The 23,191-nt window shown below is 65.9% G+C and carries 27 protein-coding genes; 14 read left to right on the forward strand and 13 right to left on the reverse strand.

The features are described from left to right. From VIR62_RS03875 to VIR62_RS03885, 3 genes are all read right to left on the reverse strand, one after another. A partial coding sequence (locus tag VIR62_RS03875; protein WP_431868840.1) for a glycine zipper 2TM domain-containing protein occupies nt 1-236 on the reverse strand: 236 nt, incomplete at its 3' end. A gap of 184 nt (nt 237-420) precedes the next feature. Then, complete coding sequence (locus VIR62_RS03880; RefSeq protein WP_431868842.1) at nt 421-849, reverse strand: OsmC family protein; 429 nt, start codon at nt 847-849, stop codon at nt 421-423. 60 nt (nt 850-909) lie between these two features. Next, on the reverse strand, nt 910-1,458 hold the full coding sequence (locus VIR62_RS03885) for a hypothetical protein (protein ID WP_431868844.1): 549 nt from the start codon (nt 1,456-1,458) through the stop codon (nt 910-912). Nucleotides 1,459-1,801: 343 nt separating this feature from the next. Between VIR62_RS03885 and VIR62_RS03890 the strand changes: the two genes are divergently transcribed. From VIR62_RS03890 to VIR62_RS03905, 4 genes are all read left to right on the forward strand, one after another. Continuing rightward, nucleotides 1,802-3,097 carry a sensor histidine kinase gene (locus tag VIR62_RS03890; RefSeq protein WP_431868845.1) on the forward strand — a complete coding sequence of 432 codons (1,296 nt, stop codon included), beginning with the start codon at nt 1,802-1,804 and terminating at the stop codon, nt 3,095-3,097. Further along, nucleotides 3,090-3,836 carry a LytR/AlgR family response regulator transcription factor gene (locus VIR62_RS03895; RefSeq protein WP_431868847.1) on the forward strand — a complete coding sequence of 249 codons (747 nt, stop codon included), beginning with the start codon at nt 3,090-3,092 and terminating at the stop codon, nt 3,834-3,836. The genes VIR62_RS03890 and VIR62_RS03895 overlap by 8 nt, the downstream gene beginning before the upstream one ends. A gap of 212 nt (nt 3,837-4,048) precedes the next feature. Further along, nucleotides 4,049-6,469, forward strand: coding sequence for a TonB-dependent receptor (locus VIR62_RS03900; protein WP_431868848.1), 2,421 nt, complete (start codon nt 4,049-4,051; stop codon nt 6,467-6,469). A 73-nt stretch (nt 6,470-6,542) separates the two neighbouring features. After that, nucleotides 6,543-7,784 carry an FAD-dependent oxidoreductase gene (locus tag VIR62_RS03905; protein ID WP_431868882.1) on the forward strand — a complete coding sequence of 414 codons (1,242 nt, stop codon included), beginning with the start codon at nt 6,543-6,545 and terminating at the stop codon, nt 7,782-7,784. Between the two features lie 36 nt (nt 7,785-7,820). Here the strand turns inward: VIR62_RS03905 and VIR62_RS03910 are convergent, their stop codons facing one another. Next, nucleotides 7,821-8,147: a hypothetical protein gene (locus VIR62_RS03910; RefSeq protein WP_431868850.1), complete on the reverse strand. Its 327-nt coding sequence runs from the start codon at nt 8,145-8,147 to the stop codon at nt 7,821-7,823. Between the two features lie 111 nt (nt 8,148-8,258). After that, nucleotides 8,259-9,143 carry an alpha/beta hydrolase gene (locus tag VIR62_RS03915; RefSeq protein ID WP_431868852.1) on the reverse strand — a complete coding sequence of 295 codons (885 nt, stop codon included), beginning with the start codon at nt 9,141-9,143 and terminating at the stop codon, nt 8,259-8,261. A 69-nt stretch (nt 9,144-9,212) separates the two neighbouring features. Between VIR62_RS03915 and VIR62_RS03920 the strand changes: the two genes are divergently transcribed. Next, complete coding sequence (locus VIR62_RS03920; RefSeq protein WP_431868854.1) at nt 9,213-9,377, forward strand: hypothetical protein; 165 nt, start codon at nt 9,213-9,215, stop codon at nt 9,375-9,377. Nucleotides 9,378-9,435: 58 nt separating this feature from the next. Here VIR62_RS03920 and VIR62_RS03925 read toward each other — a convergent pair whose 3' ends face one another. From VIR62_RS03925 to VIR62_RS03945, 5 genes are all read right to left on the reverse strand, one after another. Further along, nucleotides 9,436-9,768, reverse strand: a complete 333-nt coding sequence (locus tag VIR62_RS03925) for a UrcA family protein (protein ID WP_431868855.1) — start codon at nt 9,766-9,768, stop codon at nt 9,436-9,438. A gap of 206 nt (nt 9,769-9,974) precedes the next feature. Further along, entirely contained in the window at nt 9,975-10,778 is an 804-nt protein-coding gene (gene fabI, locus VIR62_RS03930; protein WP_431868857.1) for an enoyl-ACP reductase FabI, read from the reverse strand. After that, nucleotides 10,775-11,740 carry a YihY/virulence factor BrkB family protein gene (locus tag VIR62_RS03935; protein ID WP_431868859.1) on the reverse strand — a complete coding sequence of 322 codons (966 nt, stop codon included), beginning with the start codon at nt 11,738-11,740 and terminating at the stop codon, nt 10,775-10,777. Before VIR62_RS03935 ends, fabI begins: the two co-directional genes overlap by 4 nt. 6 nt (nt 11,741-11,746) lie before the next feature. Continuing rightward, nucleotides 11,747-12,703 (reverse strand): DnaJ C-terminal domain-containing protein, encoded by a 957-nt coding sequence (locus tag VIR62_RS03940; RefSeq protein WP_431868861.1) that lies wholly within the window; start codon nt 12,701-12,703, stop codon nt 11,747-11,749. Nucleotides 12,704-12,739: 36 nt separating this feature from the next. Continuing rightward, a complete protein-coding gene (locus VIR62_RS03945) occupies nt 12,740-13,597 on the reverse strand; it encodes a LytTR family DNA-binding domain-containing protein (protein WP_431868863.1) in 858 nt (285 codons plus the stop codon). Between the two features lie 109 nt (nt 13,598-13,706). Here VIR62_RS03945 and VIR62_RS03950 point away from each other — a divergent pair, with 109 nt between their 5' ends. The 5 genes from VIR62_RS03950 to VIR62_RS03970 all read left to right on the forward strand — a co-directional run bounded on the left by VIR62_RS03950 (nt 13,707) and on the right by VIR62_RS03970 (nt 17,701). Further along, on the forward strand, nt 13,707-14,924 hold the full coding sequence (locus VIR62_RS03950; RefSeq protein WP_431868865.1) for an acyltransferase family protein: 1,218 nt from the start codon (nt 13,707-13,709) through the stop codon (nt 14,922-14,924). A 10-nt stretch (nt 14,925-14,934) separates the two neighbouring features. Continuing rightward, nucleotides 14,935-15,513, forward strand: a complete 579-nt coding sequence (pdxH, locus tag VIR62_RS03955; RefSeq protein WP_431868867.1) for a pyridoxamine 5'-phosphate oxidase — start codon at nt 14,935-14,937, stop codon at nt 15,511-15,513. A 5-nt stretch (nt 15,514-15,518) separates the two neighbouring features. Continuing rightward, nucleotides 15,519-16,448 (forward strand): cation diffusion facilitator family transporter, encoded by a 930-nt coding sequence (locus VIR62_RS03960; RefSeq protein WP_431868884.1) that lies wholly within the window; start codon nt 15,519-15,521, stop codon nt 16,446-16,448. Beyond that, the gene (locus VIR62_RS03965; protein WP_431868868.1) at nt 16,445-17,233 is read left to right on the forward strand and encodes a PhzF family phenazine biosynthesis protein; all 789 of its coding nucleotides are present in this window, start codon (nt 16,445-16,447) and stop codon (nt 17,231-17,233) included. The genes VIR62_RS03960 and VIR62_RS03965 overlap by 4 nt, the downstream gene beginning before the upstream one ends. A 78-nt stretch (nt 17,234-17,311) precedes the next feature. Further along, nucleotides 17,312-17,701, forward strand: a complete 390-nt coding sequence (locus VIR62_RS03970) for a hypothetical protein (protein ID WP_431868870.1) — start codon at nt 17,312-17,314, stop codon at nt 17,699-17,701. Here the strand turns inward: VIR62_RS03970 and VIR62_RS03975 are convergent. Continuing rightward, nucleotides 17,683-18,357 (reverse strand): NUDIX domain-containing protein, encoded by a 675-nt coding sequence (locus VIR62_RS03975; RefSeq protein WP_431868872.1) that lies wholly within the window; start codon nt 18,355-18,357, stop codon nt 17,683-17,685. The two genes, VIR62_RS03970 and VIR62_RS03975, sit on opposite strands and share 19 nt — an antisense overlap. Here VIR62_RS03975 and VIR62_RS03980 point away from each other — a divergent pair. Continuing rightward, on the forward strand, nt 18,254-19,549 hold the full coding sequence (locus VIR62_RS03980; RefSeq protein ID WP_431868873.1) for an APC family permease: 1,296 nt from the start codon (nt 18,254-18,256) through the stop codon (nt 19,547-19,549). The genes VIR62_RS03975 and VIR62_RS03980 overlap by 104 nt on opposite strands. Here VIR62_RS03980 and mnmA read toward each other — a convergent pair. Next, nucleotides 19,536-20,642: a tRNA 2-thiouridine(34) synthase MnmA gene (mnmA, locus tag VIR62_RS03985; protein WP_431868875.1), complete on the reverse strand. Its 1,107-nt coding sequence runs from the start codon at nt 20,640-20,642 to the stop codon at nt 19,536-19,538. The two genes, VIR62_RS03980 and mnmA, sit on opposite strands and share 14 nt — an antisense overlap. A gap of 91 nt (nt 20,643-20,733) precedes the next feature. Here mnmA and VIR62_RS03990 point away from each other — a divergent pair, with 91 nt between their 5' ends. The 3 genes from VIR62_RS03990 to VIR62_RS04000 all read left to right on the forward strand — a co-directional run bounded on the left by VIR62_RS03990 (nt 20,734) and on the right by VIR62_RS04000 (nt 21,904). Next, a complete protein-coding gene (locus VIR62_RS03990; protein ID WP_431868876.1) occupies nt 20,734-21,009 on the forward strand; it encodes a hypothetical protein in 276 nt (91 codons plus the stop codon). Between the two features lie 117 nt (nt 21,010-21,126). Then, nucleotides 21,127-21,426, forward strand: a complete 300-nt coding sequence (locus tag VIR62_RS03995; RefSeq protein WP_431868877.1) for a DUF1153 domain-containing protein — start codon at nt 21,127-21,129, stop codon at nt 21,424-21,426. Nucleotides 21,427-21,634: 208 nt separating this feature from the next. Beyond that, a complete protein-coding gene (locus VIR62_RS04000; protein ID WP_431868878.1) occupies nt 21,635-21,904 on the forward strand; it encodes a GlsB/YeaQ/YmgE family stress response membrane protein in 270 nt (89 codons plus the stop codon). A 58-nt stretch (nt 21,905-21,962) separates the two neighbouring features. On the opposite strand, the gene VIR62_RS04005 is transcribed toward VIR62_RS04000, so the two are convergent. Next, nucleotides 21,963-22,682 carry an SIMPL domain-containing protein gene (locus tag VIR62_RS04005; protein WP_431868880.1) on the reverse strand — a complete coding sequence of 240 codons (720 nt, stop codon included), beginning with the start codon at nt 22,680-22,682 and terminating at the stop codon, nt 21,963-21,965. Nucleotides 22,683-23,191: the final 509 nt, after the last annotated feature.

Here is a 23,191-nt window from a genome sequence, read left to right on the forward strand (position 1 = left end):
AGGATCGTGCCGGTGGCGCGGTCGCGGCCGCCGTCGATTTCACGGCCGATGAGGGCGCCGGCCGCGCCGCCGACCAGCAGGCCCACCGTGCCGTCCTTCTTGCGGCAATAATAGCGGCCGTCCTGACCGCGCCAGGACTTGCCCTTGTAATAGCCGTCATTGGCCATGGCCGGGGCTGGCATGGCCATCGGCACCGTCATGGTGGCCGCGGCGAAAGCGAGAGCGATGTTACGCATGACTTGATCCCTTCACTGATACCCGAGCGAAACAACGCCACGCTTGTCGCAGTGGTTTCATGAACCCCATACAACGAGGCCAGCCGTTTGCGGCGAAGGGCGATGTCACCCCGTCAAACCCCGCGACTGTGGCGGGGAAGCCACAGGTTGGGTTCGTCATGCTGAACTTTCAAAGTGACGTCCGTCAGCCGTTGAGCCGGTGCTCGAGCGTGATTTCGGCGTTGAGGAGCTTGGATATCGGGCAATCGGCCTTGGCGCCTTCGGCGATGGCGGCGAAGCGGTCCGCATCGATCCCGGTCATTCGGGCCTCGAGGCTGAGATCGGAGCGGCTGACCCTGAAGCCGTCGCCGTCCTTTTCGAGCTTCACCCCGGCCGTTGTCTCCAGCGTTCCGTCGGTGAACCCCTCCTTCGCCAGGGCGAAGGAGAGCGCCATGGTGAAGCAGGCGGCATGGGCCGCAGCGATCAGCTCTTCGGGATTGGTGCCGGGCGCGTCCTCGAAGCGTGTCGCGAAGCCATAAGGCTGGTCGGCGAGCACGCCCGACTGGGTCGAGACACGGCCTTTGCCTTCCTTGCCGAAGCCTTCGTAGCGCGCGGATGCGGTGCGTGTGATCATCTGAGCCCTCCTGCTGGTGTTGCAGGAAGGGAACGGCCGAAACCGCTTAAGGTTCGATCCTCAGCCCGCGACCGTCACGTCGACCTTCTCGACCCATTCAGGATAGAAAGCGGGCTCGCGGTTCGACCAGCCGGGCGCGGTGGCCGCGGCCTCGCTGATCGACTGGAGTAGAAGCCGCCGTCGTTCCGGATGCAGGTGCGGAAGCGCCGCCGCGGCACAGAAGGCGCCGGGCAGCCACGGCCGTACCGCCGCGCCGATCAGGCGTTCGTAGAGAAAGCGGTAGGCGGCGAAGTCGGGGAGCCGGTCCTGGCCGAGGTCGAAGGCGGTCATGGTGACGAGCGGCGCCATCAGCGGCTCCATCACGTCGAGGCCGCTGTCGTCCGGCACGTAATTGCGGATATGGTCGAGCCGCTGGTAGATGCGGGCCTGGGCACGGATGCTGGCCGCCTCGGCGACGTCGCGCGACCAGCGCTTGATCGCGTCGCGGCGGCCGAGCCCCACGTCGAGCGAGCGCCGGATATAGCGCTGCGTGCCTTTCGAGAAGCTCGCGAATTCTTTCATCTCAGCCAGAGTCAGCGCGCCGTCGGCGGGCTTGGTCTGCGTACCCATGATCCCACTCCTTTTGCCCTACGGGGGATCATGCGCCCAAATCGGTTACGCGACGCTTAATCAGTTCCCCGGCTCCCGTTAAGGATTGAATCAGAGATGATTCCGCGCCGCAATCGGTAATCGCCGCAAGGCCCTCCGTGAGTTCCCAAGTGTCACATCGCCGCAACATAAAGGCGCGCCGAACCGCCTTTTCGGGCGGGCTCAAGAGCAAGGGCAAAGTTGTCCACAATTTTTCGACCGACCGTGAAGCAGCGGCCCGACTGGCCTGCGAAACCGCGCGCGGATGGCCTTATTTGTCGGGGAAAAGCTGCTATAAGCCAGCCTGACGCGTGGGGCCCGGGCGATGACCGATCGAATCGATGATGCGGTGAAGAGGGGCTTCGCGCCTTCGGAGGAAGCGCCGGAAGGCCTGGCGGACGCGCGTCGATCCCGATTTTCGACCAAGGCGGGCGGCCGTTCGGCGAACGACCGGAGCGGCAACGGCTTTTTGGCCGATAGTGCGTTATCAGACGACATGGACTTGCGGCCACGAAACTTTGTCCAGCGCCGGCTCCCGGACCTCGGTATCGCCCTCAAATCGATCCTGGGATTCTGGCTGCTTTATCTCGCGCTGATCACCCTGCGCGCGGTCGTGCTCGATTTCCCGGACTTCTGGGCGATGCTGGCGAGGCGGGGCGCGGTCGTGCTGATCGGCGCCGCGCTGACCTTCCTCGTCTACCTCGCGCTGAGGCCGCTGGCGGCGTCGACACTCAACCGGAAAGCGATCGTCGCCGGCATTCTTTGCCTGCCCGCGTCCATCGCCTTCTCCGCGTTCAATTATTATGTATTCTACATCTTCGCGCCGCTTGATGCCGCCGAGTGGGACGCGTCGATGAAGGACCTGACGCCGCTCGAGATGGCACTGCAGAACATCGTCGAAAGCGCGCTCAGCTGGTATTTCATCTTCGCGGCGTGGGCGTCGCTTTATGTCGCGATGAGCTATGCGAAGGAGCTGCGCGCCGCCGATCGTCGCGCGGCCGCCTTCGCGCGCGAGGCGCAGGAAGCGCAGCTTCGGGCGCTTCGATACCAGATCAATCCGCATTTCCTGTTCAACACGCTGAATTCGCTGTCCGCCCTCATCCTCTCTCAACGCATCGAGAAGGCCGAGCGGATGATAATGACCCTATCCACCTTCTTCCGCACCACTCTCTCCGCCGACCCCACCGCCGACATCGCGCTGGAGGAGGAGATAAAGCTGCAACGCCTCTACCTCGATATCGAGCAGGTGCGTTTCCCCGATCGGCTGAAGGTCGAAGTGGATGTACCCGAGCACCTTGCCGGCGTCCGCGTTCCCGTCCTCCTCCTCCAGCCGATCGTCGAGAATGCGATCAAATACGGGGTGGCGCGCTCGCGCGGCGCGGTGACGGTGCGCATCTCCGCTTATGAAGAAGCCGGCAGGCTCCACCTCAAGGTCAAGGACAATGGCGAGGTGCCGCCACCGCACAGCTGCGACGATTGCGGCGGCACCGGCGTCGGTCTCAAGAATGTGTGCGAGCGTTTGATCGCCCGGTACGGCGTCCAGGCGGGATGCTTCCACGGGCCCGATCCCGAAGGGGGATATACCGTCCATGTCATCATGCCCGTCATCCGCAATGACTGACACCCAGGTGCTGCGCGTCCTCGTCGTCGACGACGAGCCGCTCGCGGTCGAGCGGCTGCAGCTGCTCCTCGCCCGATCGGAGGGCGTGACCCTGGTCGGTACCGCCGCCGACGGCGAGGCGGCGCTGCGCATCGCCGAGGCGGTGCGGCCCGACCTGCTGCTGCTCGACATCGCCATGCCCGGCATGGACGGGATCGAGGTCGCCCGGGAGCTCGCCGCCTCGGCGATCGATCCGGCGGTGATCTTCGTCACCGCCTTCGACAATTTCGCGGTCGCGGCCTTCGACGTCGCCGCCGTCGATTATCTCATGAAGCCGGTCGATCCCGAGCGCCTGGCCCGCGCGCTGGATCGTGCCCGAGAGGCGATCGCCAAGGGCACCGGCGCGCGCCCGCAGTCGTCGTCGGGATATGTCGAGGAATTCTGGGTTCCCGACCATAACGGCCTGGTCCGGATCGCCACCCGCGATGTCGACAGGATCACCGCGGAACGCGACTATATGCGGCTCCACGTGGGAAAGCGCAGCTGGCTGATCTATCGGACGATCGCCAAGCTGGAGGAGGAGCTGGACCCAGCCTTGTTCATTCGCGTCCACAGGTCTGCCATCCTGCGCCGCGACACCATAGTCGGGCTGAGCCGCGACGCCATGGGCCATTGGGCCGCGCGCCTGTCCGACGGCAGCGAGCAGCGCATCGGCCGCAGTCATATAGGCGACGTCAAAAAGCTCGCCGGACGGACGTAGGATAGGGGCTCAACTACGCCCTGCGGTCATACAATAGTATATCTAACAATGCCTTGGCGCCCTCAAGGCGACAGGCAACACGTTTTTCTGCCTGTCACATAACTACAACAATCGTGTCGCCTTGTGGGATACCACGCCTGCCGCCTCTTGTTTCTTTTCGGTCTATTTGCCTACTCTTGCCGCTGGAACACTAGGTTTTAGGGGGCTTGAAGATGTCACGCCTGGGCAAAGCAAATAATTGGAAGAAGTACCTCCTCCGCGGTGGCGCATCCGCCGCCGCTCTCCTGGCGATGAGCTCGGGCGCGTACGCCCAGACCGGCGCCGGCGACGACACGCAAGGCAACCAGACGATCGTCGTGACGGCGACCAAACGCGCCTCGACGGTGCAGGACGTGCCCTTCTCGATCAACGCGCAGACCGAGGCGGACATCCAGCGGTCGGGCGCGGTCACGATCGAGGATCTGTCGCGCAACGTCGCCGGCCTCACGGTGCAAAATCTGGGGCCGGGCCAGAGCCAGGTCGCCATACGCGGCGTCTCCGCCGGACAGATCATCCGCGACCAGCCGGGCGTCAAGGAACAGGTTGGCGTCTATCTCGATGAATCGGTGATCTCGCTCTCGCTGTTCACACCCGATCTCGACCTGTTCGATCTCAACCGCGTCGAGACGCTGCGCGGCCCGCAGGGAACACTGTTCGGCTCGGGCTCGGTCGGCGGCACGATTCGCTACATCACCAACCAGCCGGACCTTGACGAGGTCGAGGGGCTGGTCGAAGGCAATGTAAACCTGGTCGACGGCGACGATTTCGGCGGGCACCTGAAGGGCGCCATCAACGTTCCGATCGTCGAGGGCGTCGCCGCGATCCGCGCGGTCGGCTACCACACCAGATATGGCGGCTTCATCAACGCGCTGCGTGAAGGCGGCGGGATAGACGAGGACGTCAATGACGGCCGGCGCACCGGCGGCCGCATCGCGCTCACCGTCGAGCCCGCACCGAACGTCAGCATCACGCCCAGGATCGTCTACCAGGAAATCCGGGCCAACGGCTTCAATCGGCAGGAAGTCTACAATCTCTACGCCAATCCCTATACCGACCCGACCGCGCCGGGCGGACGGGAGCCGGTGGTCTTCGACGAGCGCCAGCAGTTCCTGCTGCTCAACGAGGATTTCGCCGACGACACGATGATCCTCGACAATGTGATCGAATGGGGTTTCGGGGGCGTCCAGCTGACCTCGGTGACCGGCTATATCGACCGCGAGATACTGGTCAGCCGAGATGCCAGCGCGCTTACCGGCAGCGTCTCGGTCGATTTGGGCTTCCCCGATGCGGGCGTGCTGCTGCCGTCCAATCTCGTCGATACGACGGACCTCCAGACCTTCACGCAGGAACTCCGCCTCGCCTCCGACAACACCAGCCCGTTCCAGTGGCTGATCGGCGGCTTCTATTCGGACGTCGAGCGTCTCTATTCGCAGCGCCTGCCGACGCCGGGCTACGACGCCTTCACCGACGCCGTGCTCGGCGCCGGGACGTCGGCGGCCGTGGCCAATGGCTTCGGCCCGGATTCACCCTACAATGCGGACCTGCCCTACGACATCAAGCAGAAGGCGCTGTTCGGCGAGGCGAGTTACGACCTCACCGATCGCCTCACCGCGACGGCCGGGCTTCGCTACTACGACTTCAAGGAGGAACGGCGCTTTACGTCGGGCGGCCTGTTCGCCAATGGCGACGACCAGCTCGATGAAACGAAGTCGGACGGCTTCTCGCCGCGCGTGCTGCTGAGCTATGAGGCGAGCGACAATATCACCGTCAACGCCCAGGCCTCCAAGGGCTTCCGGCTCGGCGGCGTCAACGATCCCTTGAACGAGACCTTGTGCAGCGCCGACGACGAGGCGACCTATGGCGGCTTCGATCGTTATGACGACGAGACGCTGTGGAACTATGAAGCGGGCGTGAAGTCCCAGTTCGCGGGCATCACCTTCAACGCGGCTGCCTTCTACACGGATATCAAGAACCTTCAGGTAACCGCCGATGCCGGCTCCTGCTCGTCTCGCGTGGTGTTCAACGCCGACGCTCATACGATGGGCGTCGAGTTCGAGATGTCGGCCCAGCCGGCCGAAGGCCTCGACCTGTCGATCGCCGGAAGCTTCATCGAGTCGGAGTTCGACGAGACGCGGCTGAAGGCCAACGGCGACGTTCTGGAAGGCATCCGCGAGGGCAACCGGCTTCCGTCCGTGCCCAATTTCCAGATCGCGGCGAGCGCTTACTACACCGTCCCGGTCAGCTCCACGATGGACGCCTTCGCCGGCATCACCTTCCAGCATGTCGGGAGCCGCTTCACCCAGCCGGGCGACCAGGAGAACAACCCGCGCACTTTCGTGCACGGCCTGCCGTTCGGCGGCGCGCCGGCGGACGCCTCGACCACGCTCGATCTCAAGCTGCCCGACTATCAGCTGGTCAATATCAGCGCCGGCGTGGAGATGGCCAACCAGCTGGAGATCGTCGCCTATATCAACAACCTTTTCGACGAAAACACCCTGCTTTCCTTCGACCGCGAGCGCGGGGGACGGGCGCGGCTTGGCTTCGCCACCAACCAGCCGCGGACGTTCGGCCTGACGGTCCGCAAGGGCTTCTGAGCCGATTGACACGGGAGGCCGGGGCGACGGAAACGCTCCGGCCTTCGTCTGTGGGAGATATCTATTGGCCGAGGTGACGCGCCGCTTCGCGCTGATGGGAGGTGCCGGCGCCGCGGCCGCCCTTTCCGTGCCGGCCCTGCTCAAGGCCGCTCCGGCCGATGTGTCGCCCGACGTCATCATTATCGGCGCCGGCATATTCGGAGCCTGGACGGCGCGGCGCCTTCAGGAGATGGGCCGCCGGGTGACGCTGGTCGATGCCTGGGCGCCGGCCCATGCCCGCGCCTCGTCGGGCGGCGAATCCCGGATGACCCGCGGCGCCTACGGGCCGGACGAAGTCTATACCCGCATGGCCTGGGAGTCGCTCGCCGACTGGAAAGCCCTCTCGGACACGGCGGCCCTGCCGCTGTTTTACGAGACCGGCGTCCTCTTCTTCTTTCCGCGCATCGAGCCTTATGTCGAGGACTCGTTGCGGGTGCACGCCAGGCTGGGGCTTCCGACCGAGCGGCTCGACAACGATGCGCTTCGCCGCCGTTTTCCGATGATCGATTTCGAGGGTGTCGAGGCCGGTCTGTTCGAGCCGCGCTTCGGCGCTCTGATGGCGCGGCGCGCGGTGCAGACGCTGGTCGCCACCTTCGTCGCTGACGGTGGGCGTTACGTTCAGGCCGAGATCGCACCGCCGACCGGCGCGGGCGAGGGGCTGGGCCATATTCAGACCGCCACCGGAGAGCGGCTCAGCGCCGGCCATTACGTGTTTGCCTGCGGGCCATGGTTGCCGAAATTGTTTCCGGCGCTTCTGGGATCACGTATTTTCCCGACCCGGCAGGAAGTATTCTTCTTCGCGCCCGAAGCGGGTGACGAGCGCTTCAGACCCGGTCGCCTGCCGGGGTGGGCCGACTTCAATGGCGGCGACATCTATTACGGCTTTCCGGATCTGGAAGGCCGCGGCTTCAAGATCGCCCACGACGCCCATGGGCCGCCCATGGACCCCGACCTAGGGGATCGCATCCCGTCGGCCCAGGCGCTGGCCGATGTCCGCGCCTTCATGATCCGGCGTTTTCCCGCGCTCGCTGGCCGTCCGCTCAGCGAAGCTCGAGTTTGCCAATATGAGAACAGCGCCAACGGCGATCTGCTGATCGATTTTCACCCGGAGATGAACAACGTCCTGCTCGTCGGTGCCGGCTCCGGACACGGATTCAAGCATGGCCCGGCGGTCGGCCGCTATGCCGCCGCATTGCTGACCGGCCGGCTCGCCCGGGTAGAGCCTCGCTTCTCTCTGGCCTCGAAGGGCGAGACGGAGAAGCGGGAAGTGCATTAACCGGCGGCATCGCCGATCAAGGCGAATTCGCCGGGATTATGGGCTTACAGGGATATCGTCATCATCATCGTCGTCGCCGGCAAGGAGGACGATGGCCGCGACGACCGCCGCAGCTCCCAGCAGCGCGGCGACGGGCACCCAGCGATTGTCCACCACCACGGCGTCCACATCGTCTACCACGACCACGTCGCGTCCCGTGCAAAAGGTTTGATGCCAATTCTGTCCGGGCGCGTCGGTGCGCGTCGCGGTTTCGGCGCACCATTGCCCCACCTGGGCCGCGACGGTCTGTGCGGACGCCGCGACCGGGGTGAGCGTCATCATCGCGACGGCGGCCGATGTGAGGATCATTCCTGCTATTTTCATGGACTTCCTCCCTGTACCTCAGCTCCTGGAGCGTGGGTATAACGCGACGAATCGCGATTGGTGCCGCCAGTCGGGTCAAAATTACGGCAGATGACGGGAACCGCTTTCGTCTCACCTCTCGCCCGAACGGAGTGACTGCTGCCCCACGCCGGTTTCCGTTACGAGGCGGACGAAGGCGGCAACGTCCCGAAGCACCGGCGCCCCGCCGCGAAACGGTTTCGCCAAGGCTGTGACAAGGCCGACATGGCCGACATCGGCATAGACGAGCGTTTCGGCCGCCGCCCCGGCCTCGACCAGGGCGATCGCCATGCCGGTGCTTTGCGAGGGAAGGACGAGTTCGTCCTCGCCTCCGGCTATCAGCAAAGCGGGAGGGTCGTCGGCGCTGGCAAAGCGGATCGGCTGCGTCGCCGCAAGGTCGTCCGCTTCGCCGAACGCGTCCTTGGTCACCCGGGTGTCGAGCGGCAGGAACTCATAAGGACCGGCGAGCGTGGCCCAGCCTTTCACCGCCGCCCGGTCGGGGCCGAGCCATTGAGGATCGACCGCCAGCATGGCGGCGTTGTAGGCGCCCGCCGAATGACCGGCGAGGACGATGCGGTCCGGATCGCCGCCGAAGCGGGCGATGTGGGCGCGTACCCATTTCACCGCCGCGGCGCTGTCCTCGACGAAAGCCGGGAAGCGGACTTTCGGCACCAAACGATAGTCGGGGACCGCTACCACGAAGCCTTGCGCGGCGAACGCGCGGCCGACGAAACCGTAGCCTTCCTTGGAGCCCCCCTTCCATGAGCCGCCATAGAAGAAGACGATGACGGGGCGTGGGGCCTGCCCGGTCGTCGTGGGGGCGTAAATGTCGAGCCGACGCCGGTCGCCCGGCGCATAGGCCTGATCCCTCGCCACCAGGCTTGCACCTTCATCCTTGGGGACGAGGGCGTTGAAGGCGCTGAGAGGTGTGCAGCCCGCGAGGGCCGACAAAAGGAAGGGGAGAAGAAGACGACGCACGCCTTCCTATAGGCTGAAACAAGATGGGCCGGACAGGGGTTGGTGCGGCGAACCAGGAGGAGAGGAGACATGCGCAGCAGCAGCGGCAAAGGCGAAGGCAAAAACAACCTCCACGATCCTACCCTGAAGGAGAAAGAGCGCGCGCGGGGTGTCAGCGGCGAGGCGATACAGGGCGAGAAGATGGTGAAAGCGGAACCTGACCGGAAATCGACGGTCCGCGGCAAAGCGTCCTAGGGTAAGCAAGGATGGCGGCGGAGTTCGACTCCGCCGCCTTCTTTCGATCGCGGCCTTCTTAGCGGCTGGCGAGCGCGACGCGGCCGTCGTCCTTCATAGCCACCGCACGGCTGACCTGCGGGCGGGCGGAGTTCAAGACGTCGTCGCGGCAGCTCTGGACGCGCAAAGCCTCGACAAGACCGGGGGCCTGGGTGAAGCCGCAGATACGGTCGGCCGCCGCCTCGATACGGTTCTCGAGCGTGCGGGCGCCGGCGGCGCTGGCGAGGTTGAGGTCGCTATAGGAGACGAAGGCGATGAAGCCTTGCTCGGCCGCGTTCGGCTGGGCCTGGACGGGGAGCGCCGCGAAGGCAGCGATGACCGCGGCGATGGCGAGGGTAATGAATTTCGTCATGAACTGGTCCTTCCTGAACGTTGGGTACGACAGGGAGCCTCACGCGATGGGGGGCAACATTGGGGAGAACTCCCTGCCGTTGCAGCTTCCTAGGGAAGGGACGCGGGCGGCGCTTTCCCGCTTCGACGGCGAACGCCTCCGTTTCGGCGAACGTGCGCCGGGCTCGACGAAAGGCGCGTCGCGTTCGACGGACGTCGAGCACCGGCTCAGGTGGTGGCGATGTCCGGCGCGTCCTCGGCCTTCATGCCGACGACATTGTAGCCGGCGTCGACATGGTGGATCTCGCCGGTGACGCCGCTGGCGAGGTCGGAAAGGAGGTAGAGGGCCGAGCCGCCGACATCCTCGATGGTGACGTTGCGGCGGAGCGGCGAATTATACTCGTTCCACTTCATGATATAGCGGAAATCGCCGATGCCGCTCGCCGCCAGCGTCTTGATCGGGCCGGCCGAGATTGCATTGACGCGGATCTTCTCCTTGCCGAGGTCCATGGCGAGATATTTGACGCTGGTTTCCAGCGCCGCCTTGGCCACGCCCATCACGTTGTAGTGGGGGATGACCTTCTCGGCGCCGTAATAGGATAGCGTCAGGACAGAGCCGCCCTCCGGCATCATCGGCCGCGCCCGCTGCGTCACCGCGACGAAGCTGTAGGCGGAGACGTTCATGGTGAGGAGGAAATTGTCGAGGCTGGTGTCGACGAACTGGCCGCGCAGCTCGTTCTTGTCGGAAAAACCGATGGCGTGGACAAGGAAGTCGATGGTCTCCCAGCGGGCCTTCAAGGCCTCGAACGTGCGATCGAGTGCCGCCATGTCCGAGACGTCGCAGTCGATCAGGAAATCGGAGCCCAATTGCTCGGCGAGCGGCGCGACCCGCTTCTTGAGCGCCTCGCCCTGATGGCTGAAGGCCAGCTGTGCGCCCTGGTCGGCCAGCGCCTTGGCGATTCCCCAGGCGAGCGACTTGTCGTTGGCGAGGCCCATGATCAGACCGCGCTTGCCCGCCATCAACCCGTTCATATGCTTTCCCTGTTGTAGAATGCTTCTTCGCCCTCCTTTAGGCCCTCTTCCGGCGATTCCGCTAGTGCGGCGTTGAGCTCCGCGCCGATGACGACGCCGAGGCCGATGATGAAGAAGAAGATGAGCGCGATCATCACTCCGGCGAGGCTGCCGTAGGTGAGGTCGTAGCCGCCGAGGTTCCTGAGGACGACCGGCAGCAGCGCCGTCGTCGCCAGCCACCACAGGGTGACGAACAAGGCACCCGGCCACTTGAGGCAGCCGCGCTTGCGATACCGCTGCGGCGTCAGCGAATAGAAGAGGAGATAGAGCGCACCGTACAGCACCAGGCCCGGCACCACTCTCAACAGGGTGAACAGCCCGACGATGTCGTCGGCGAGCGGCAGGAACCGGACGATGAACTCCTGGATGCTGCTGAGTACGATCGAGATGCTGAAGGCGATCATGGCGAGGATCACCGACGCGATGATCATGCCGACCGAGCCCAGGCGATATTCCCAGAAGGGTCTGCTGAAGGTCACGCCATAGGCGCGGCGGATGATGTCGCGGATGGTTTCGATGAAGCTTCCCGTGGTCCACAGGCCAACCAGCGCGCCGAACCACAGGAGGCTTCCCGAGCGCGCCTCGATGACGTCGGCGATCGGCTTCGACAGAACGTCGGCGACGCTGGGCGGCATGGTCTGGAGGAGCGCGATCACGGCTTCCATCCCGCCTTCCTGCTGCCCGATCAGCCGCGCCACCGCGGCGGCGACGATGACGAAGGGAAAGAGGGTCAGGAGAGCGAGGTAGGCGAGATTGCCGGCATGGATGAAACCGTCATTATAGACGCCGATCGCGACCCTCTTCACCACCTCGAAGGCGTAGCTGCTGGATTTCACCCGCTGCCAGTGACCGCCGACCTTCGCCCGCGCGCCGGCGAACCGCTTGCGCCTTTCCTCGGGCGATTCGGGGGAAATGTTGGTCACGGCGTGTCAGACGCCCAGACCGGCGCGCGGGTTTCCCTTCCCTTTGCCGGGCCAGCCCTCGACGAACTCGGAAAGGGCCGCATCTCCTACCGGCAGATCGACCATCAAGGTCACCAGTTGATCCCCTCTGGCGCCGGTCTTGGCGGTGAAACCCTTGCCCTTGAGGCGCAGCACCTTGCCCGAGCTCGAACCCTTGGGGATGCTCAGCATCACGGCGCCGTCCACGGTCGGCACCTTCACCTTGCCGCCGAGCACCGCCTCGTCCAGCGAGACGGGAAGATCGAGCCGGACGTCGTCGCCGTCGCGCCGGAAGAAGCGGTGCGGCTGGATCGAAATGGTGACAATCGCGTCGCCATTGGCGCCGGGGCCGGGCTGTCCCTGACCCGCGAGGCGGATCTTGGTGCCTTCCTCGACCCCCTTTGGGAGCTTGATGTCGACCGTCTTGCCGCCTCCCAGCGTCACCCGCTGGTCGGCAAGCGTCGCCGCATCCTGGAAGGATACGGGCAAGCGATAGAGCGCGTCGGCGCCCTTGGCGGGCGGCGGACGCCGGGCGCCGCCGAAGTTGCCGAACCCGCCGCCGCTGCGCCGCTGGGCGCCCCCGAACAGCCCCTCGAACAGGTCGGAAAGATCGGGCGCCTCGCCGCCGGTCTCGAAGCCGCTGAAACCGCCCGGTCCTGAGCGGAAGCCGCCGCCCGAGCCGGGCTGCGGTCCGCCCCGCCCGTAGCCGAAGGGAGAGCGCGGGTTGCCCTCCTCGTCTATCTCGCCGCGGTCATATTGCGCGCGCTTGTCCTTGTCGGTGAGGATGTCATAGGCCTGCGTGACCTTCGAGAAGCGCTCGGTCGCCTTGGGGTTGTCCTTGTTGCGGTCCGGATGGAGCTCCTTGGCGAGCTTGCGATAGGCCTTCTTGATGTCCGCCTCGCTCGCGCCCCGCGCCACCCCCAGCTCTGAATAAAGGTCCGCCATCCTATTTACGTTCTCCAGCGCGCCTCAAAAGTCCATCTATTTGGGCACCACGGGCGTCCTAAGCAACGCCAGGGCTTCGGGATAGCGGCGCGAGAGCGGCACCTCGGCCCCGTTGCTGAGCCGCAGATCATGGTCGCCCGAGCCGGCCGCGGCGATCTCGGTGACGTGCCGCGCATTGACCAGCCAGGATCGGTGCGTGCGCACGAAGCCCGCATCGCCCAGCATGCTCGCGACGCTGGCGAGCGTGGTCCGCATCAACGGCTGGCGTCCGTCCGCGAGGCTGAACTCGACATAATTGCCGCACGACCGGGCGCTGAGGATGTCCGCCCGATCGACCCGGATCATGCGCTGACCTTCATTGATGTCGAACGTCTCCGGCGGCGCCGGCGCGGCCGCGACTTCGCCGGCCCGGCCCCGCTGCAACGCCCCGGCGGCCCAGAAAGTGGCCGCGAACAGCGCGTAGGTGAGAAGGTCCTTGCGATACTCGTACAGCACCTCATCGAAGCCGGGTCCGAAATCGTAGGACTCGCCCAGCAGCGCGTAAAAGCCATGGCGGAGGAAGACCATGAGGGCGACGTGGACGAGCGAGAATGGAATCGTGACCGCGATATGGGCGGCGATCGCGAACGGCCAGCGCGGGCCGACCGGTGGAAACCGCTCCACCATCAGAAACGCCACCCACGCCAGCGCGATCAGCGCGATAACGCTGGTTGCTTCCCACACCGCCGGCTCCCAGGCAGGCAAGGGCATCCCCATCCGCCCCGTGTCGTGGAGAATCGTCAGGACGTTGACAATGCCGACGAGCAGGGCGCCGATGACAATAACGGCATAGCCGACAGCCCAGGCCGGCCACCCCCGCCAGCCGCTTGTCCCTTCCGAGACGCCGTTCGTCACGCCGATACTCCGCCCGAAACGCCGGCACGGCCGCTCGGCCTACTGTCGTTGCGGCCCCCCGAGCTCATGCGCATCGTCCTGTCATTCGCTCAATCGGAAGGGACGGATCATGCAGGATTTCACGCTGGCCAGCAGGGGCGCGCGGCTCATCTACCTCGACTGGATTCGCGTCGGAGCCTTTGGGCTTTTGATCCTCTTCCATGTCGGCATGTTCTACGTGACGTGGGATTGGCATGTGAAGAGCGATCATGTCAGCCACGCGATCGAGCCGCTCATGCTCGCCAGCAGCCCGTGGCGCCTGACCCTCCTGTTCCTCGTGTCCGGGGTCGCGACGCGCTTCATGACGGACAAGCTAGCCCCCGGAGCCCTGGCCGGGCGGCGAACGGCGCGGCTGCTTCCGCCGCTGCTGCTCGGCATGCTCGTCATCGTGCCGCCGCAAAGCTACTATGAGGTGGTCGAGAAGCACGCCTACTCGGATGGCTATTTCGCTTTCTGGAGCCGCTATCTCGCCGCAGACCAGAGCTTCTGCCAGGCGGGCGAATGCCTCATCCTCCCGACCTGGAACCACCTCTGGTTCGTCGCCTATCTGCTGGTTTACACATTGCTGGCGGTACTCCTTCTGGCGGCGGCGCGGGAACGGTTCCTTCGCCTCGGCGACCGGCTGGCGGGCTGGCTCACCGGCGCGAAGCTGATCATCTATCCCATCCTGTTCCTGGCCGCCGCGCGCATCTTTCTCCTGCCAGTCTTCGACGTCACCCACGCCCTCGTGGACGATTGGTATAACCATGCCGTGTCCTTCGCCGCATTTCTGTTCGGATTCCTGATGCTGAAGCATGGGTCCGTCGCCGCCGAGTGCATCCGTCTGCGCTGGCCCGCCCTGGCGCTGTTCCTTGTCTCCTACGGCGCCTATGCCGCCTATTACTGGATCTATGCGGTTGACGACGTGTCGGCGCCGGAGTGGCTGAGGAACGCGGTCCGGGTCGTCCATGCGATAGAGCAGTGGTCCGCGATCGTGGCGGTCCTGGGCTTCGGCGCCCGTCACCTGACGCGCGACAGCAAGCTGCTCCGGACCCTCACCGAGGCGGTCTTCCCCTTCTATATCGCCCACCAGACGATCATCGTCGTGGCGGGACATCATCTGAAGGCATTGGAGTTGCCTGCCCCGGCGGAGGGGGCTGCGCTGGTCGCGATCACCGCCGCCGGGTGCTGGCTGACCTACGAGGTGGTCCGTCGCATAGCGCCGCTTCGGCCGCTCTTCGGCCTGGCGCCGCGCAAGCCAGGCCCGCCCGTCCGTCACGCTCTCGACCCGGTCCCCGCCGCCGACTAAAGGGTCGGCTATGGCCGACGATCCGCACCCGCTCTTCGAAACCTGGTTCAACGAAGCCGCCGCGGCGGAGCCCAACGATCATAACGCCATGGCGCTGGCGACGGCGGACGCCGAGGGGTGGCCTTCGGTGCGGATGGTGCTGCTGAAGGGGCATGATCCGCGCGGGTTCGTCTTCTTCACCAACCTCGACAGCCGCAAGGGCGGCGAGCTGGCGGACAATCCTCGCGCGGCCTTGCTCTTCCACTGGAAGTCGCTGCGCCGGCAGGTGCGGATCGAGGGGCCGGTGGAGCCGGTGGGCGAGACCGAGGCGGATGTCTATTTCGCCACCCGCTCGCGCGATTCCCAGCTCGGCGCCTGGGCGTCGGACCAGTCGCGGCCGCTCGACAGTCGCGCGACCTTCGAGGCGCGTTACGACGAATTGCGCGCCCGCTTCGAGGGCGACGACGTCCCCCGTCCGCCGCGCTGGTCGGGCTTTCGCGTCCTTCCCGAGCGAATGGAATTCTGGAGCGACCGCGCGCACCGCCTCCACGAGCGCCGGCTGTTCGTGAGGAGTGGGAAGGGGTGGAGCGAAGGGCTGCTCTACCCGTGACCGCCCTGCGCGAAGCCGAGGGCAAGCTTACCACCCGCGCGGCGCTGGCGAGCGTGGCGACGGCGCTCTTCCTGCTGATCCTGAAGAGCTTCGCCGCCTGGCAAACAGGGTCGGTGGCGATGCTCGGGTCGCTCGCCGATACGGGCCTCGATCTGCTGGCTTCCCTGGTGACGCTTTACGGGGTCCGGATCGCGGCCATGCCGGCCGATTACGATCACCGTTTCGGCCATGGCAAGGCGGAGGCGCTGGCGGCTTTGTTCCAGGTCGCGCTGATCACGGCCTCGGCGGCCGCCATCGGCTGGCGGGCCATCGTCAGCTTCAAGGAGGACCGGCCGACGGCGAGCGCCGAGCTGGGGATCGGCGTCTCCCTCGTCGCCATCGTCGCCACCTTCGCCTTGCTCTATTATCAGAGGCGGGTGATCGCGCGGACGCGCTCCGTCGCGATCGAGGCGGACAATGTCCATTATCAGAGCGACCTGCTGCTCAACCTGTCGGTGATCGCGGCGCTGGTGCTTGATCAGTATCTCGGCGTCGCCGCCGCCGATCCCGTCTTCGGCATCGCCATCGCCCTGTGGCTGGCCTGGGGCGCGCTCCGGGCGTCGAGCCATGCGATCGACCAGCTGATGGACAAGGAATGGCCGGAGGATAAGCGCCGCCGCTTCGTCGAGGTCGCGGCGCGCCAGCCGGAACTCAAGGGGATTCACGATCTTCGTACCCGCCGGAGCGGCGCCAAGGATTTCGTCCAGTTCCATGTCTGGATCGATCCCGGCATGACGGTGGCGGAGGCGCATGACGTGATGGACGCGGTCGAGGCGAAGCTCCAGGGCGAGTTTCCCGGCGTCGAAATACTCATCCACGTCGATCCCGAGGGTCAGGTCGACGAACCCGGCAACCCCCTCGTCGAAACCGATCTCACCCCAGGAGCCCGAGAATGAACGAACTCCGCCTCGTGCAGGTCGATGCTTTTGCCGACCGCCCCTTCACCGGGAATCCGGCCGCCGTCGTGCCGCTCGATGCCTGGCTTGCGGACGAGACGATGCAGGCGATCGCCATGGAGAACAATCTCAGCGAGACGGCCTTCACCGTGCCGACCGACGGCGATGCCGATTACGAGCTGCGCTGGTTCACGCCGACCACTGAGGTGGCGCTCTGCGGCCATGCCACGCTGGCGAGCGGGCACGTGCTGATCCAGGGCGACGAGGTCCGCTTTCGCACGCGCAAGGCCGGCGTGCTGGCCGTCGCACGTGACGGCGACGCCCTGAAGCTCGACCTACCGCAAATCCTTGTGAAGCCCGAGCGGAACGATACGCTGCTCGATGTGCTGGGAACGCCGCAGGGAGAATCCTTCCTCTCGTGCGAAAGTGTCGAAGCGACCGCGATCGTCCTCCTCCCCGATGCCGACGCGGTGCGAGCCTGTGCGCCGGACATGAAGGCGCTGGCCGGGATCGACCTGATGGTCATCGTCACCGCTCCGGGTGAGGGCGCTCACGACGTCGTGAGCCGGGTCTTCGTGCCCGCCTGGGGTGTCGATGAGGATCCCGTTACCGGCTCCGCTCATGCCGCGCTGACGCCCTTCTGGTGCGAGCGCCTGGGGCGCGACAGCTTCATCGCCTATCAGGCAAGCCGGCGCGGCGGAGTGGTCCGGTGCCGAAGGGAAGGGGATCGGGCGGTCCTCGGCGGCCCATGCGTCACCGTCATCGAAGGAAGGCTGCGCCTTTGAGCGCTACCGATTCGGTCACGTCACGTTCAGCCCCTATATGGTAGGAACAGGGACGCCTGCTGCCGAAAGGATCGTCAAATGCTCAGAAGCTTTTCCTTCCTTGCCGGAACCTTGCTTCTTGCGGCCGCGCCGGTCGTGGCCGGCACGCCCGAGGGCGAGGCGAAGCTCGCCGAGGCGCTTGAAGGCCGCATCGCCGGCGAGCCCGTCGACTGCATCAACCTTCGCACCGTCCGCTCGAGCGAAGTCATCAAGGACACCGCGATAATCTACAAGTCCGGCGCAACGCTCTACGTCAACCGGCCTGCCGCGGGCGCGGAGTCCCTCGACAAATGGGACGTGCTGGTCACGCGGACGCTATCGTCGCGGCTCTGCGACGTGGATGTCGTTTATCTCCGCGACCGCGGAACGAACATGCAGACCGGCTTCGTCCTGCTCGGCGATTTCGTCCCCTATCGCCGGGTGGACTGATCGGCGAGGGCTTGTACAAGGAAATCCAGGATCGGCCGCTGGCTCGGCAGAATCTTGTCCTGCGCCGCGTCCAGTGAAAGCCACGCCGCCCGATCGACTTCCGGGAAGGACTGAAGTCGTCCGCTACGCGGCGGCCATTCCATTTCAAACCGGTTGCTGACGAGCCGGTCCGAATCGAATTCACCTTCCAGCGCGAACGCCTCCACCCATTTTCCGCCGGCCTGCCGGATTCGGCATAGGGGGCGCGGCATGCCGGCCGGCTTGACGCCCAACTCTTCCTCAAACTCCCGTAACGCGCAGGCCAGCGGATCCTCGCCGGATGCGACCTCGCCCTTGGGGATCATCCAAGCGCCGGCGTCCTTGTTCCGCCAAAACGGACCGCCCGGATGAACGAGCAGGACCTCTAGCGCAGAGCGAGAACCGCGATAGAGGAGGATACCGGCGCTGAGCTTGGACAAAACAGGCTCCTCATCTTGCGAGACCCTTCCTAAGGCAAGCAGCTTGCCCCCGCGAGGTAGTCCTGCAAGGTTGCGGCATGGATGGAGGGTGGCCATGAACGACCGTGAAGATGTGCCGCCCGACAGCCGTCTCCGCCGCGATATCGGCTTCACGGGCTCCGCCTTCCTCTCTTTCAACGGTATCGTCGGGGCCGGCATCTTCGCGCTGCCGGCGACCTTGCACATCCAGTTCGGCGCGTTCAGCCCGTGGCTGTTTCCGATCTTCGGGCTGCTCATCCTGCTCGTCGCCTTGCCTTTCGCGCGGCTGGCGGCCCTGTTTCCGCAGTCAGGAGGGCCGGTCGCCTACACGGCCGCCTTCGGCCCGGTCGCCTCGTTCCAGGCGGGATGGCTTTACTATGTGGCACGGGTGACGGCGCTCGCCGCCAACGCCAACGTCTTCGCCACCTACGCCGCGACCCTTTGGGCGCCGTTCGGTGCCGGGGCCGGGCGTGCTGCGACGATCATCGCGCTCTGCGCCTCCCTGACATTGATCAATGTCATTGGCGTCCGCCGCGCCATTCGCGCGCTCGACGGGCTGACGCTGCTCAAGGGCCTGCCGCTCGTTGCGCTGGCGCTCTGGGGACTGGTCGCGGCCGCGGGGGCATGGCCGGCGCCCGGACCGGCGCCGAGCCTGTCGGGCATCGAGGCCGCCGCGCTCGTCATCTTCTATGCGTTCATCGGCTTCGAGAATTCGGTCGTTCCGGCCGGCGAGACGGCCGATCCGGGCCGGACCATTCCACGCGCCCTGATCGCCACCATCGTCGGCACGGCCGTGCTCTACTTCATCGTCCAGCTCGCCTATGTCTCGGTGATGCCGGCGGGGGAGGAGCCGGAGGCCCCGCTGGTCGCCTTCGCCGCCGTCCTGGCGGGCCCCGCCGGGGCCCTCGTCATTACCGTCGCCGCTTTGTCTTCGATCGGCGGCAATATCGCGGGCTCGCTCACATCGACGCCGCGCGTCACCTTCGCGCTGGCCCGCGAGGGGCTGCTGCCGCGCTGGTTCGGCACAGTCAGCGAGCGATTCCATACGCCCGCCAATTCGGTGCTGTTCATGGGCCTCCTCGGCGCGGTGCTGGCGCTGACGGGGAGCTTCCTTTGGTTGGCGATTGTGAGCACGCTTGCGCGGCTGTTCGTCTACGGAACGAGCATTGCCGCCCTGCCGCGCGCGGAGCGGCAGGCGGGCCGGCGGACGGTCGCGGGCACCTTCGTGCTGATGGGAGCGGGCCTGCTGGTTTGCCTCTGGGCGGCTCTCCAGTCGCAATGGGCCTCCTGGCGCATGCTGCTGATCCTGGTGGGCGCGGGGCTTGCGCTCTACTTGCTGGCGCGGCGGGATCGCTCGTTCAGGCCGAAATAAGCTCCGCCGGCACCGTTTCTTCGATCCAGCCGCCGCCGAGAACGCGATCGCTGTCGTAAATGACCGCCGCCTGCCCGGGCGCCACGCCATATTCGGGCATCTCGAAGTGGATCGCCTCGCCATCAAAGCGGGTCGGCGCCGGCCGCGCCATCGAGCGTACCTTCGCCGTCAGCTGCTCGCGCTGGTCCCCGCCCAGCCAGTTGATCCCGCCGAGCTTCGCCGTCCGCACCGCCAGCGCCGCCTTCGGACCCACCACCACGCGCCGGCTCTCCGGCTCCAACCGGACGACGTAAAGCGGCTCGGGCTGGCCGCCTATCTCCAGCCCGCGGCGCTGGCCGACGGTGAAGTGGACGAGGCCCTGGTGCCGGCCGAGCACGCGGCCCTCCAGATCGACGATCTCGCCTTCCGCCGCCGCCTCGGGCCGCACCTTCTTCACCACCGAAGCATAATCGCCATTGGGGACGAAGCAGATGTCCTGGCTGTCGGGCTTGTCGGCGACGAGAAGGCCGAGCTCGCGGGCGATCTCGCGTACCGCGGGCTTGGGCATGTCGCCGAGCGGGAAGCGGAGATAGTCGAGCTGTTCCTGGGTCGTGGCGAACAGGAAATAGCTCTGATCGCGCGCGGGATCGGCCGCACGGTGCAACTCCGCCCCATTGGGCCCGACGACGCGGCGGACATAATGGCCGGTGGCGAGGCAGTCGGCGCCGAGATCGCGGGCGAGGCTCAGCAGGTCGGTGAACTTCACGCCCTGATTGCAGCTTATGCAGGGGATGGGCGTGCGGCCCTTCATATATTCGTCGGCAAAGCGCTCGATCACGCTGTCCCTGAAGCGGCTTTCATAGTCGAAGACATAATGGGCGATGCCCAGCCGGTCGGCCACGGTGCGCGCGTCGTAGATGTCCTGGCCGGCGCAGCAGCTTCCGGTCCGCTGCACGGCGGCGCCATAATCGTAGAGCTGGAGCGTGATGCCGATCACCTCGGCGCCGGTCCTCGCGGCCAGCGCGGCCACGACCGAGCTGTCGACCCCGCCCGACATGGCGACGACGATCCGGGCCTTATCGAGCGGCCGGTCCAGCTGGAAATCCACGGTCATGAAGGCCGCCATATAGGGGTATCCGCCCTCGCCGCCCACCCTGTGGATAATTTTACGATGGATTCAGTCTTCTTGGTTAGGGACTCGGGTGATGGACATGAGCTTTCTCAGCCGCGCCCGCCGCATGCGGGCCGACCGGACGCCCGCGCGGCTCGATTATGGCGTCCTGGTCGCGACCCTGGACGCCATGCAATCTTCAAGCGCGACGGTGCGGGCCCAGATACGCTCGGTCCACGGCCGCGTCGAAGGCGGCACGGCCTCCGAGCCGCTCGTCGACATACTTCTCGCCGCGCCCGACTGGTCCGACGCCATCGCCGCCCAGCAGGGCCGCTTTCACCGGGGGGCGCGCAACGGTGAAGCACGGTAACCCAAATGACCGGGAAATTTACCTTCGCATTTTAGCCTTCCTTCAATGCCTCCGGACTAAGGCTGGGCGGCACGAATGAGACGGCCCCGCCAGCGGGGGGTATTTTTTGAGGTAGGAATGATTGAAAACCAGACGATACGCCCCGCCCAGGTCATCGGCCCGCTGGGAGAGCCGCTGACCTTGGACACGTTGCCACCGCGCTCGACCACCCGATGGGTGGTGCGCCGCAAGGCGGAGGTCGTCTCTGCCGTGAACGGTGGGCTCCTGAACGTCGACGAGGCCTGTGAGCGCTACGGGCTCACCCTCGAGGAATTCGCCGGCTGGCAGCGCGCCGTCGATCGCTCCGGCATGCCCGGGCTGCGCGTGACCCGCATCCAACACTACAAGTCGCTTTACGAGCGCCAGCAGAAGTTCTGACCCGTGCGGGCGCGATCGGCGCGCGCCCGAACGTCGCGCCTTCAATACTCTTCCGAAACGATGTAAGACATCCCCGTCTTGCTCGGCCGATCCACGCGCCAGAATGTGCGACGGTTTGCAGGAACAAGCGCGCGCTTCGCGCGTCTTGGAATCGGAACGCCGCTGAAACCTCTCGGGTTCGTCGGCAGTGAGTACAGGAGGGAAGAAGATGAATCTCATCATTGCACTGATCATCGGGGGCATCATCGGCTGGCTCGCGAGCATCGTCATGCGCACCGACGCCCAGCAAGGCATCCTGCTCAACATCGTTGTTGGTATCATCGGCTCGCTGCTCGGCGGTTTCCTGCTCGGGCCGCTTCTTGGCGGTGGCAACCTGCTTAGCGGGGCCTTCGATATCATGACGCTGATCGTCGCGCTGCTCGGCGCGATCATCCTGCTGGCGATCGTCAACCTCTTCCGTCGCGGCAGCGTTCGCTAGGATTCGACGAGTTCCAACAAGAGGGGCCGCTTCGCCGAGGCGAGGCGGCCCCTTTTCATTACTGCATCTCGTAGGTGACCGAGAGGGTTACCGACAGCGTCTGCTCGCCGGGGACGATCTTGGTCGAAGCGTCCTGGGCGGCAGCCTCCATCCGCATCACCGGATAGGGGACGGGCGGTCCCGCCGCCGCGGATTCGCTGATCGCGAGAATGCGCGTCACCCGCATTCCGGTGGCGCGAGCGTACATTTCCGCCCGTGCGCGCGCCTTCTCGAGCGCTCCCCGGCGCGCTTCGTCCAGCGCCTCGTCCGGTTTGTCGATCTCCAGCATCGGGCCGTTTATCTGGTTGGCGCCCTCGGCGACGAGAGCGTCGAGGATCGCGCCCGTCTCGGCGATGTCACGGAAGCGGACGGTGACCTCGTTGCTGGCGCGGTATCCGGTCAGGATCGGCGCCTGGTTCTCGACATAACGATATTCCGGATGGAGGCTGATCGAGCTGGTCTGGATGTCGCGCTCGGCGATCCCGGCTCGCTTCAGGGCCGCGATCACCCGCTCCATGCGCTGGGCATTCTGAGCGATGGCCTCGGTCGCGGTGCGCGCCTGCGTCACGACGCCGGCATTGATCCGGGCGATATCGGGCACGCGGCTCACCTCGCCGGTGGCGACGATGTCGAGCCTCGTTCCGGAAATGGCCCTGACGGGCACGACCTCCTGCGCCAGCGCGGCGCCGGCGGGCAGCGACAGAGCCAGGGCGGAGGCCAGAAAGGCGGGTCGGATCATTCATGTTCTCCCGTGAATCTGCGCCCGACAGCGGCCGGGCATCGCCTATAGAACGAGCCCGGCCCTGCACGGTTGCTGAACGTTACGGATGCGACGTCCATCGAAAACTTGTGGTGGTTCGTCGAAAAATCCCCACCCTTGCCACTTAGCCGTCCAATCGCCACTTCGCCCCTCCGCGCGCGACGGGAAGCTCGCGATAGGAAGAATGTAACCGCGTTGTGGAAAAAGGGCGGGCGGGAGTGTATGGGCGCCCGGCGTGGGGTGGCCGACCGAGCCCAGTGAACATATCGCTTGAGCCTAGTGACCTATTCGGCTAATACAGTAGCCGAGACGCGGCGCTGCCGCCCATCGGTGTAGAGAGAATGAGGACCATGAACTTCGAAACGACGGGATGGCGGCGCCGGGCGCTTGAGGGCGAGGTGCTCGACGAAGGCGTGCTCGCCGAGCGGCGCAAGCGCCGGCGGATCATCATCGGCATAGCCGTCGCGGCAGTGATCGCGGTAGCGGCG

Source organism: Allosphingosinicella sp., assembly GCF_036570505.1.
Taxonomy (GTDB): Bacteria; Pseudomonadota; Alphaproteobacteria; order Sphingomonadales; family Sphingomonadaceae; genus Allosphingosinicella.

Excerpts from the sequence above, each read along its gene's own strand:
- VIR62_RS04005 (WP_431868880.1), bottom strand. The coding sequence starts at position 22,682 with ATGATCCGACCCGCCTTTCTGGCCTCCGCCCTGGCTCTGTCGCTGCCC.
- VIR62_RS03910 (WP_431868850.1), bottom strand. The coding sequence starts at position 8,147 with ATGAAAATAGCAGGAATGATCCTCACATCGGCCGCCGTCGCGATGATG.
- VIR62_RS03925 (WP_431868855.1), bottom strand. The coding sequence starts at position 9,768 with ATGACGAAATTCATTACCCTCGCCATCGCCGCGGTCATCGCTGCCTTC.
- VIR62_RS04000 (WP_431868878.1), top strand. The coding sequence starts at position 21,635 with ATGAATCTCATCATTGCACTGATCATCGGGGGCATCATCGGCTGGCTC.
- pdxH (WP_431868867.1), top strand. The coding sequence starts at position 14,935 with ATGGCCGACGATCCGCACCCGCTCTTCGAAACCTGGTTCAACGAAGCC.
- VIR62_RS03900 (WP_431868848.1), top strand. The coding sequence starts at position 4,049 with ATGTCACGCCTGGGCAAAGCAAATAATTGGAAGAAGTACCTCCTCCGC.
- VIR62_RS03990 (WP_431868876.1), top strand. The coding sequence starts at position 20,734 with ATGGACATGAGCTTTCTCAGCCGCGCCCGCCGCATGCGGGCCGACCGG.
- VIR62_RS03880 (WP_431868842.1), bottom strand. The coding sequence starts at position 849 with ATGATCACACGCACCGCATCCGCGCGCTACGAAGGCTTCGGCAAGGAA.
- VIR62_RS03890 (WP_431868845.1), top strand. The coding sequence starts at position 1,802 with ATGACCGATCGAATCGATGATGCGGTGAAGAGGGGCTTCGCGCCTTCG.
- VIR62_RS03980 (WP_431868873.1), top strand. The coding sequence starts at position 18,254 with ATGAACGACCGTGAAGATGTGCCGCCCGACAGCCGTCTCCGCCGCGAT.
- mnmA (WP_431868875.1), bottom strand. The coding sequence starts at position 20,642 with ATGACCGTGGATTTCCAGCTGGACCGGCCGCTCGATAAGGCCCGGATC.
- VIR62_RS03970 (WP_431868870.1), top strand. The coding sequence starts at position 17,312 with ATGCTCAGAAGCTTTTCCTTCCTTGCCGGAACCTTGCTTCTTGCGGCC.
- VIR62_RS03995 (WP_431868877.1), top strand. The coding sequence starts at position 21,127 with ATGATTGAAAACCAGACGATACGCCCCGCCCAGGTCATCGGCCCGCTG.
- VIR62_RS03940 (WP_431868861.1), bottom strand. The coding sequence starts at position 12,703 with ATGGCGGACCTTTATTCAGAGCTGGGGGTGGCGCGGGGCGCGAGCGAG.
- fabI (WP_431868857.1), bottom strand. The coding sequence starts at position 10,778 with ATGAACGGGTTGATGGCGGGCAAGCGCGGTCTGATCATGGGCCTCGCC.
- VIR62_RS03895 (WP_431868847.1), top strand. The coding sequence starts at position 3,090 with ATGACTGACACCCAGGTGCTGCGCGTCCTCGTCGTCGACGACGAGCCG.
- VIR62_RS03965 (WP_431868868.1), top strand. The coding sequence starts at position 16,445 with ATGAACGAACTCCGCCTCGTGCAGGTCGATGCTTTTGCCGACCGCCCC.
- VIR62_RS03975 (WP_431868872.1), bottom strand. The coding sequence starts at position 18,357 with ATGCCGGCCCCGACGATACCGTTGAAAGAGAGGAAGGCGGAGCCCGTG.
- VIR62_RS03920 (WP_431868854.1), top strand. The coding sequence starts at position 9,213 with ATGCGCAGCAGCAGCGGCAAAGGCGAAGGCAAAAACAACCTCCACGAT.
- VIR62_RS03950 (WP_431868865.1), top strand. The coding sequence starts at position 13,707 with ATGCAGGATTTCACGCTGGCCAGCAGGGGCGCGCGGCTCATCTACCTC.
- VIR62_RS03885 (WP_431868844.1), bottom strand. The coding sequence starts at position 1,458 with ATGGGTACGCAGACCAAGCCCGCCGACGGCGCGCTGACTCTGGCTGAG.